This is a genomic window from Luteibacter sp. P4_D7_3, from assembly GCF_056401735.1.
In genome coordinates, this window is sequence record NZ_JBFUIT010000157.1 from 1 (window position 1) to 8,900 (window position 8,900).

12 protein-coding genes are annotated in these 8,900 nt (G+C 65.3%); 1 reads left to right on the top strand and 11 read right to left on the bottom strand.

Annotation, left to right across the window (positions count from 1 at the left end):
* The 3 genes from AC1DSN_RS13880 to surE form a co-directional block, all read right to left on the bottom strand.
* A partial coding sequence (locus tag AC1DSN_RS13880) for a YqaA family protein (RefSeq protein WP_477331188.1) occupies positions 1–303 on the bottom strand: 303 nt, incomplete at its 3' end.
* Between the two features lie 29 nt (positions 304–332).
* Positions 333–968 (bottom strand): protein-L-isoaspartate(D-aspartate) O-methyltransferase, encoded by a 636-nt coding sequence (locus tag AC1DSN_RS13885; protein ID WP_063571598.1) that lies wholly within the window; start codon positions 966–968, stop codon positions 333–335.
* Between the two features lie 49 nt (positions 969–1,017).
* Positions 1,018–1,800, bottom strand: a complete 783-nt coding sequence (gene surE / locus AC1DSN_RS13890) for a 5'/3'-nucleotidase SurE (RefSeq protein ID WP_063571595.1) — start codon at positions 1,798–1,800, stop codon at positions 1,018–1,020.
* A gap of 115 nt (positions 1,801–1,915) precedes the next feature.
* Between surE and AC1DSN_RS13895 the strand changes: the two genes are divergently transcribed.
* A complete protein-coding gene (locus AC1DSN_RS13895) occupies positions 1,916–2,458 on the top strand; it encodes a Smr/MutS family protein (protein ID WP_046967315.1) in 543 nt (180 codons plus the stop codon).
* 96 nt (positions 2,459–2,554) lie between these two features.
* Here AC1DSN_RS13895 and truD read toward each other — a convergent pair whose 3' ends face one another.
* The 8 genes from truD to kdsA form a co-directional block, all read right to left on the bottom strand.
* On the bottom strand, positions 2,555–3,571 hold the full coding sequence (truD, locus tag AC1DSN_RS13900; protein ID WP_477295320.1) for a tRNA pseudouridine(13) synthase TruD: 1,017 nt from the start codon (positions 3,569–3,571) through the stop codon (positions 2,555–2,557).
* 13 nt (positions 3,572–3,584) lie between these two features.
* Positions 3,585–5,012 (bottom strand): magnesium transporter, encoded by a 1,428-nt coding sequence (gene mgtE, locus AC1DSN_RS13905; RefSeq protein WP_477295322.1) that lies wholly within the window; start codon positions 5,010–5,012, stop codon positions 3,585–3,587.
* The gene (gene ispF / locus AC1DSN_RS13910) at positions 5,009–5,482 is read right to left on the bottom strand and encodes a 2-C-methyl-D-erythritol 2,4-cyclodiphosphate synthase (protein WP_063571591.1); all 474 of its coding nucleotides are present in this window, start codon (positions 5,480–5,482) and stop codon (positions 5,009–5,011) included. Before ispF ends, mgtE begins: the two co-directional genes overlap by 4 nt.
* Positions 5,482–6,171 carry a 2-C-methyl-D-erythritol 4-phosphate cytidylyltransferase gene (gene ispD / locus AC1DSN_RS13915; RefSeq protein ID WP_477331190.1) on the bottom strand — a complete coding sequence of 230 codons (690 nt, stop codon included), beginning with the start codon at positions 6,169–6,171 and terminating at the stop codon, positions 5,482–5,484. The genes ispF and ispD overlap by 1 nt, the downstream gene beginning before the upstream one ends.
* Positions 6,171–6,515 carry a cell division protein FtsB gene (gene ftsB, locus AC1DSN_RS13920; RefSeq protein WP_063571589.1) on the bottom strand — a complete coding sequence of 115 codons (345 nt, stop codon included), beginning with the start codon at positions 6,513–6,515 and terminating at the stop codon, positions 6,171–6,173. The genes ispD and ftsB overlap by 1 nt, the downstream gene beginning before the upstream one ends.
* Positions 6,516–6,523: 8 nt before the next feature.
* The gene (gene eno, locus AC1DSN_RS13925) at positions 6,524–7,822 is read right to left on the bottom strand and encodes a phosphopyruvate hydratase (RefSeq protein ID WP_063571588.1); all 1,299 of its coding nucleotides are present in this window, start codon (positions 7,820–7,822) and stop codon (positions 6,524–6,526) included.
* A gap of 10 nt (positions 7,823–7,832) precedes the next feature.
* Entirely contained in the window at positions 7,833–8,216 is a 384-nt protein-coding gene (locus AC1DSN_RS13930) for a hypothetical protein (protein ID WP_477295329.1), read from the bottom strand.
* 67 nt (positions 8,217–8,283) lie between these two features.
* A partial coding sequence (kdsA, locus tag AC1DSN_RS13935; protein WP_477331192.1) for a 3-deoxy-8-phosphooctulonate synthase occupies positions 8,284–8,900 on the bottom strand: 617 nt, incomplete at its 5' end.

The window sequence follows — 8,900 nt, forward strand, 5'->3', positions numbered from 1 at the left end:
GGCCACGCCCTTCTCGATAGGGGCGAGCAGGTGCATCGACTCGAGGAGGGGCTTCAATGCCTCGTAGGCGTAGTGCCCGAGCATGTAGCCCACCAGCGAGCCCGCCAGTGAAAACAGCAGGCTCCAGTTCGCGTAGCGGAACGCCTTGCGCGGCTCGGCCAGCATCATCGGCGCGAGCATCACTTCCGGCATGATCGGGAAAATGAAAGCTTCGACGAAGGACAGCCCCGCCAGATAGCGGACGGCGTGGCGATGACGCGCCCAGACGATGGCGCGTTCGTAGAGAGAACCAAACATCCGCATTCAGCGGTTTTCCCTGTAGTGGAGGCGCATCAACCGATGCCGCCGAGCAGCGGCACGAAGCTGACTGCACCGAGTTCTTCCCGGATCACGTCGCCGTTCTCACCCTTGCGCAGGCGCAGGAGCACTTGCTGGCTCGGGCTACCCACCGGCGCGACGAGCACGCCGCCGGGCTTCAGCTGATCGAGCAGCTTCAGGGGCACGCGATCGCCCGCGGCCGTGAGGATGATCGCGTCGAAGGGCGCATCCGACTCCCAACCCAGTTTGCCGTCGTCGTGCCGCGAACGGAGGTTCTCGATCCCGAGCTGACGGAACCGGCGACGGGCCTGGCGCAGCAATTCTTCGATCCGCTCGACCGTGTACACCGTCGTCACAATGCCGGCGAGTACGGCGGCCTGATAACCGGAGCCCGTGCCGATTTCGAGCACGCGGTCGGGCACGCCGTGTTCGATCAACGCTTCGGTCATCCGGGCGACGATCCATGGCTGCGAAATGGTCTGGCCATGGCCGATCGGTAGCGCGGTATTTTCATAAGCGCGAGAGTGCAGCGCCTGGTCGATGAAATGATGGCGTGGCAGTTGCCGGATGACTTCGAGCACCCGCTCGTCGCGGATGCCCTCCTCGACCAGTTTCGCGACCAGGCGGTCGCGTGCGCGTTGCGACGTCATTCCTTCGCCGCGGAGCGCCGACGCAGGCAGGGCATGCAGATTCACCACCTCAGGCCGCCTCCTCGTTGTCCATCGCCGAAGACAGCGGGAGCATCCAGCTACTGACCTTCTCCAGCGCCTGGAAGCGCGTGAGATCCGTGTGGATCGGCGTGACCGAGACGAAACCACGGCTGACCGCGTTGAAATCGGTGCCGGGGCCGGCATCGTCGATCTCGCCCGGCGGACCGATCCACCACATGGTGCGGCCACGCGGATCTTCCGTGCGGATGGCCGGCGCCGCGCGATGGCGCTTGCCCAACCGGGTCACTTCGAACCCACGGATTTCCGCCCACGGCAGGTCAGGCACGTTGACGTTGAGGATGGTGTCCGCCGGCAAGGGATCGACGATCAGGCGACGCATGATCATCAACACCGCGCTTGCCGCCGAATCGAAGTGACGGCCGGAGCCTTCCCTGGTCACCAGGGAAACGGCGATAGCCGGAAGGCCGAGGAACCGCCCTTCCATGGCCGCCGACACCGTGCCCGAGTAGATGACATCGTCACCGAGGTTGGCGACGTTGTTGATCCCTGAGACGACGATGTCGGTCTCATGGTCGAGCATACCGGCCAGCGCCAGGTGGACGCAGTCGGTCGGGGTGCCCGAAACGCGGTAGAAGCCGTTCTCCATGCGGTGGGCACGGATGGGCGCATCGAGGGTGAGCGAATTGCTTGCGCCAGAGCGATCGCGGTCGGGGGCGACCACGGTCACCGTGCCGAACTCGGCCAGACGCCCGGCGAGAATCCGGATGCCCGGAGCCTCCACGCCGTCGTCGTTGCTAACCAGAACTTGCATGCTGATCCAGATCGAAAATCGGGTGCGGCGGCCCTATATCGACATGGCCGCCCGACCGGTCCAAGTCTACCGGAGCGGGCAGCGGGATTCACGAAACGCGGCTAGGATGAGGGCAATGAAGCGACGCACGCCACCCCTGCATGACGACGATAGCCGGCTCTTTCGTGAGGCGATCGGCGACGTTCGGCCCATGGCGCCCGTGGAGTCGCTGCCGGAGCGCCCGCGCCCCGAACCGTATCCGCACATGCGCGATGCCGACGAGGCCGCCGTCCCGGCGGAGTCGCTGCTGTTCGACTACGACCCTGCCGATCTCGAAGTGGGTGAAGAACTGTCGTATCTGCGCGACGGCTACCCGCCGAAGCTGCTGAAACAGCTCAAGCGCGGCCAGTTCAGCATCCAGGCTGACGTGGACCTCCACCAGATGAATGCCGCCGCCGCGCAAATGACGATTGCCGAGTTTCTCGCCGAGTGCCGTCACGATGGGATTCGCTGTGTGCGAATCATCCACGGCAAGGGCCTGCGCTCGAAAGCCGCGGGCCCGGTCTTGAAGGGCCTCACGGACCGGCTACTGCGGCGGCGGGACGACGTAGTGGCGTTTGCGTCGGCGCGGCCGATGCAGGGCGGCACGGGAGCGGTCGTCGTCCTGCTGAAAGGCTGAAGACCTGCGCAGATCTTGTGTAGGAGCCGATTCATCGGCGAATGGGTGCTGGCGGCGGACTGGCCCGCTGCCGCGGGATCGCCGATGAATCGGCTCCTACAGGGTTACGGCGACTTCGCGGAGAACCGTCGTCGCGTACGCCCCGGCCGGCAAGCCGAACGACACTTCCAGCGCCCCATCGTCGAGCCAGCGCCACGTCATATCGCGCGGCAGCAAGCGTAACGCGCGACGCTCCTGATCCATGCGAATCCCGTTCAGCCCCTTCGCCAGATCCTCGTCACGCGCAGCCACCGCGCGCTCGAGTTCACCGACCGCGCCGGCCGATGGCGGCTCGCCGTCACCCCACAACGGACCGGACGGATGAATATCGAAACGCGCGAGACGCTCCGCCAGCGTGTCGTTGAACGCTTCCGGGCCAAACCACGAACGCGAACCCTCGAGCGACCAGATCTCGCCCTCCATCGGTGTGTCCCACTGCCCTGCCCCGACGCGTTCTGCCAGCACGCCATTGAAGATGTGCGAGCGTGCGGCCGAAAGCAGGATGGAACGCTTGTCGCGATCGACGCGGCGACCACCGAACATCTGCTTCGCCTGCGCCACGTTGTTGCCGCCGAGGCCGAAACGCTGCTCACCGAAGTAATTGGGCACGCCGCGCTTCGCGATCGCATCAAGGCGCTCTTCGGCTGCAGCGCGATCTCCCTCCACCTCACGCAGCACCAGGACGAAACGGTTGCCGCGCAGGGCGCCACGCTTGATCTTGCGCGAATGACGAGCGGAGGAAAGGATTTTCAAGTCATCGGACGGCAGCGCCGACCAGTCGGGATCGGCCTTGCCCGGAAGGTGCACGGTAAATACCTGGCGCGTGACCGCGTGGCGATCCTTCATGCCGGCGTAGCCGACATTCATCGGCTGGATGCCGGCGAACTTGGCGAGTTCGCGCGCCGCCCACTCGGTATTCGCGCCGCGCTTCTCCACCAGGAGAAACGCATGCTCGCCAGCGCCGTCGGCTTCGTAACCGAGGATTTCCTCGACGAAGAAATCCTCGGGCGCGGAACGCAGGCGGCCACGCAGCGGCGGGGCGCCGAAGGCGAAGGGAAGTTCGTTGTCTGTCATGTCTTGCGGCCTTCTAGAGCAGGAAAATAGTCGCCAGCCCCAGGAAAATGAAGAAACCGCCGCTATCGGTCACGGCGGTGATGAGCACGCTGGAGCCCAGCGCGGGGTCGCGACCGAGCTTGACCATCAGCATGGGAATGCCGACGCCCATGAAGGCGGCGAGCAGGAGATTCAGTGTCATGGCGGCCGTCATGACCAGGCCAAGCGCGGGATTGCCGTAGAGCAGCCATGCGGCGATGCCGATCACGGTGCCCCAGACCAGGCCGTTGAACAAGGATACGCCCAGTTCTTTGCGCCAGAGCCGGCGCACCTGCGAAGGACCCACCTGATCCAGCGCCATGGCGCGAACGATCATGGTGATGGTCTGGTTGCCCGAGTTACCACCGATACCGGCCACGATGGGCATCAACGCGGCCAGCGCGACCAGCTTCTCGATGGAGTGCTCGAACAGGCCGATCACGCGCGAAGCGACGAAGGCCGTGACCAGGTTGATCGCAAGCCACGCCCAACGGTTGCGCACGGACTTCCAGACCGAGGCGAAGATATCTTCCTCTTCGCGCAGACCGCCGCGCGACAGCGCTTCGGTCTCGCTCTCCTCGCGAATGAAGTCCAGCATCGCATCCACCGCAATACGACCAATCAGGCGCATGCCCGCATCGACCACCGGCGCCGTGACGAGGTCGTAGCGTTCGAAGGCCTGGGCCACGTCGTACGCGTCGTCTTCCGGGCGGAACGTATTCACGTCCGGCGCCATGATGTCGTGGACCATCTTGTCCGGTGAGTTCACCAGCAACCAGTGCAGCGGCAGCACGCCGGTCAGCACGCTGTCCCCATTGACCACGAACAACTTGTCGGTCTGCGCGGGCAACTCGTCGAAACGACGAAGGTATCTCAGCACCACTTCGAGGCTGATGTCTTCGCGGATGGTGACCATGTCGAAGTCCATCAGCGCGCCAACCTGGTCGTCCTTGTAGGACATGGCGGCCTGCACGCGCTCGCGGTCCTGCGCGTCGAGGCTGGCCATGAGTTCGGGCAGCACTTCGGTCGGCAGATCGTCGACGAGGTCAGCGAGCTCGTCGGCATCCAGCGGTTCCACCGCGGCGAGAATCTCGCGGTCGTCCATGTCCGCGATGAGCGATTCGCGCACCGAGTCGGACACTTCGAGCAGGATGTCACCGTCGCGGTCGCTGCGAATCAGTTGCCAGACGGCGAGGCGGTCTTCGAGCGGTAACGATTCGAACACGTCGGCGAGATCGGCCGGATGCAGGCCGTCGAGGAGTGCCTGGAGCTGCGCATCGGCCGCGCCGAGGGGTGAGTCATCACGATCGGGCGCCGCGCCGGCGAACGCCAGCAAGCCTTCACGGCGACGCAGCAGATCGGTAATCGCCTCCAGCCTGTCGTGCAGGCGCGGCGTGGCGGCGCGTGACTCGCCTTCGCTCATGCTCGCTGGACCAGCACCGTCGCCAGGGCAGCAATGCCCTCGCGGCGCCCCGTGAAACCGAGGGTTTCCGTGGTGGTCGCCTTGATGCTGATGCAGTCGATGTCGACACCGAGATCGGCGGCGATAACCTCACGCATGGCCTGCGCGTGCGGCCCCACCTTCGGCGCTTCGCAGATGACCGTGATGTCGGCATTGCCGAGRGAGTAGCCGCGCTCGGCGAGCATGTTCGCCACGGCACGAACGAAGCTACGGCTATCCGCGCCCCGCCACGCTTCGTCCGACGGCGGGAAATGCTTGCCGATATCACCCAGTGCCAGCGCGCCGAGCAGCGCATCGCAAAGCGCGTGCAGGACGACATCGCCGTCCGAATGCGCAAGCACGCCCTGCGAGTGCGCCACGCGCACGCCGCCAAGCATCACATGGTCGCCTTCACCGAAGGCGTGGACATCGAATCCTTGTCCGATACGCATTAACGAGTTCTCCCGAGCAGGAACTCCGCCAGTGCGAAATCCGCCGGCGTGGTCACCTTGATGTTGTCTTCCGAACCTTCCACGAGCAACGGCATGACGCCCGTGCGCTCCATCGCCATCGCTTCGTCGCTGACAACGATACCTTCCGCGGCGGCAAGGGCGAGTGYATGCGCCAGTGCGCCGCGCCGGAACATCTGCGGCGTGAATGCCCGCCATCGACCTTCGCGCGGTTCGGTGGCGGTGCTGTGACAGCCTGCGTCTGCCCGCTTGAGGGTATCGCGCAGGGGGGCGCCAAGCAGACCACCCTCCCCGCTGCCTGCCTGGTCGATCAGGCGCGTGATGTCGTCGGCACGCACGCACGGCCGCGCGGCATCGTGGACCAGGACGAAGTGATCCTGCGCGACGGCGGGCGGCAAGGCGAGCACGCCGGCCAGAACGGAATCGCTGCGTTCACCACCGCCGATGGCAGTGATGAGCGGCTTGCCGCCGATCGCGTCGACGGCAGAAAAATGGGGGTCGTCCGCCGCGATGACGACGACCAGCCCGGCGATGCAGGGATGCGCCGCCAGGCGTTCGAGCGTGTGATCGAGCAAGGGGCGACCGACAAGTGGCTGGTACTGCTTCGGCCGATCGCCACCGGCCCGGACGCCTCTGCCGGCGGCCGGAACCACGCACCACAGCGCATCCATCACTGCGTGCCAGGACCGACGGGCGGCGGAGGCGGCGGCGCGCTGGTCGCCGCTCCCGGCTCGACGATCTGGTAGAAGGTCTCGTTTGGCTTGATCAGGCCAAGCTCCTGGCGCGCACGCGCTTCCGTCGCCTGTTCACCGTGTTTGAGATCTTCCACGTCTGCGGCAAGCGCCTGGTTACGCTTGAGCAGCGTCGCGTTTTCCTCGGTCTGCTTCTGGACCGATGCGCGTAAGGAATCGACCTCGGCCATGCCCCCACCGCCGACCCACAGCTTCAGCTGCAGCGCGATGAGGACGATGACGAGGATCAGGCCGATCCAGCGCAGGAGTGCCGCGTTGCTCAAGGCACGACTCAGCCGGGCAGCTTGGACAGGCTCGGGAACGCATCCCGGCCGGCGTAGCGGGCCTTCGCGCCGAGGGCTTCCTCGATGCGCAGCAGCTGGTTGTACTTGGCCACGCGATCGGTGCGGCACAGCGAACCGGTCTTGATCTGGGTCGCGGTGGTCGCCACGGCGATGTCCGAGATCGTGGTGTCTTCGGTTTCGCCGGAGCGGTGCGACACGATGGCCGCGTACTTCGCGCGATGCGCCATGGCGATCGCTTCGAGCGTCTCGGACAGGGTACCGATCTGGTTGACCTTGATCAGGATGGCGTTGGCGATCTTCTTGTCGATGCCCTCCTGGAAGATTTTCGGGTTGGTGACGAAGAGATCGTCGCCGACCAGCTGGATGCCTTCGCCGATCGCCTTGGTGAGGTGCGCCCAACCCGTCCAGTCGCCTTCGGCCATACCGTCTTCGATGGTGACGATGGGGTACTGCTTCGACCACGAAGCCAGCGTATCGACCCACTGCTCCGGGGTGAACACCTTGCCTTCGCCTTCGAGGTCGTACTTGCCGTCCTTGAAGAACTCCGAGCTGGCCACATCCAGGCCCAGCAGGATGTCACTACCGACCTTGTAGCCGGTCTTGTTCACGGCTTCGAGGATGGTATCGAGCGCTTCGACGTTGGACTTGAGGTTCGGCGCGAAGCCGCCTTCGTCGCCCACCGACGTGTTCAGGCCGCGACCCTTCAGCACCGACTTCAGCGCATGGAAGATCTCGGCGCCGTAGCGCAGCGCCTCGGCGAAGTTCGGCGCGCCGACCGGCAGCACCATGAACTCCTGCACGTCGACGTTGTTGTCCGCGTGTGCACCGCCGTTGATGATGTTCATCATCGGCACCGGCAGCGAGCCGCCACCGTCGACCATCAGGTACTGCCACAGTGCCTGCTTCTTCGAAGCGGCCACGGCGTGGGCGGCAGCCATGGAAACACCGAGCAGCGCGTTGGCGCCCAGGTTGCCCTTGTTGTCGGTGCCGTCGAGGGCGATGAGCTTCTTATCGAGGCCCTTCTGGTCCGCCGCGTCGAACCCGACGAGCGCCTTGGCGATCTGGTTGTTGACGTTGCCGACCGCCTTGGTGACGCCCTTGCCGTCATAGCGCTTCTTGTCGCCGTCGCGCAGCTCCACGGCCTCACGTGTGCCAGTGGAGGCGCCGCTGGGAACAGCCGCGCGGCCAAACGAACCGTCGGCCAGGGTGATCTCGGCTTCGAGCGTCGGATTGCCGCGGGAATCGAGGATTTCGCGGGCGTGGATCTTGGTGATATCGGTGGTCATGCGGTTCCCGTTATGAGTTGGAATGACGAAAGAAAGTACCGAGGAGCGCGAGCCCCACGGTACCGATCAGGATGAAAGCGTTGAGTCCCAGGCCAATCGCGCCGAACGTACGGCGGCGGTCCTGCCGGCGCAGGGCGACGATGCCCAGCACAAGGCCGACAAAGGCAAGGATGAGAAAGGCGCAGAGAACGAGGCCGACGACGCCGAACACCTCCATGTGCTGCTCGGGATCGCCGGAGGCGACCATGAGCGCAGCGAAGGAAATGCCGGCGAGAACGACGAGCCCGGAAACGAGGCTGATGACGAACGAGGCAATGCCGTGACCCGACTGCGGCAGGCGTGCCGCACGCTGGCGAGGTTCGCCCGCGACGTGGATCCCGTTGTCCTCGACCATCCAGCCCGTCTCCCCGGGACCTTTGCGGCCCCGCTATACCGTCAATCATACCGTTCCGGAGGAACGATCAAGCGTGGTTCTTGAATCCGCGACGCTTTACAGCGCCGTCGAGCTCCATGAGGGTTTCGAGCAGTTCTTCCATCTGGTCGAGCGGCCAGGCGTTCGGGCCGTCGCTGAGGGCCTTGGACGGATCAGGATGGGTCTCGGCGAACAGGCCGGAGACACCGACTGCCACCGCCGCGCGCGCCAGGACCGGCACGAACTCGCGCTGGCCACCGGAACTGGTGCCCTGCCCGCCCGGCAACTGCACCGAGTGGGTGGCGTCGAACACGACCGGGCAGTTGGTCTCGCGCATCACCGCGAGCGAGCGCATGTCCGAAACCAGGTTGTTGTAGCCGAAGCTCGCGCCGCGCTCGCAGACCAGGATGTCGTGRTTGCCGACATCGAAGGCCTTCTGCACCACGTTCTTCATGTCCCAGGGGGCGAGGAACTGACCCTTCTTGATGTTCACCGGCTTACCAGCCTTCGCGACATTCTGGATGAAGTCGGTCTGGCGGCAGAGGAATGCCGGGGTCTGCAGCACGTCGACCACGGCGGCGACTTCGTTCATCGGCGTGTATTCGTGCACGTCGGTGATCACCGGCACGCCGATCTGCTTCTTTACGGCGTCGAGYACCTTGAGGC

What these genes read in the sequence shown, in the direction of transcription:
- AC1DSN_RS13885 (WP_063571598.1), bottom strand. Translation starts at nt 968, where the DNA reads ATGACGTCGCAACGCGCACGCGACCGCCTGGTCGCGAAACTGGTCGAG.
- surE (WP_063571595.1), bottom strand. Translation starts at nt 1,800, where the DNA reads ATGCAAGTTCTGGTTAGCAACGACGACGGCGTGGAGGCTCCGGGCATC.
- AC1DSN_RS13895 (WP_046967315.1), top strand. Translation starts at nt 1,916, where the DNA reads ATGAAGCGACGCACGCCACCCCTGCATGACGACGATAGCCGGCTCTTT.
- truD (WP_477295320.1), bottom strand. Translation starts at nt 3,571, where the DNA reads ATGACAGACAACGAACTTCCCTTCGCCTTCGGCGCCCCGCCGCTGCGT.
- mgtE (WP_477295322.1), bottom strand. Translation starts at nt 5,012, where the DNA reads ATGAGCGAAGGCGAGTCACGCGCCGCCACGCCGCGCCTGCACGACAGG.
- eno (WP_063571588.1), bottom strand. Translation starts at nt 7,822, where the DNA reads ATGACCACCGATATCACCAAGATCCACGCCCGCGAAATCCTCGATTCC.
- AC1DSN_RS13930 (WP_477295329.1), bottom strand. Translation starts at nt 8,216, where the DNA reads ATGGTCGAGGACAACGGGATCCACGTCGCGGGCGAACCTCGCCAGCGT.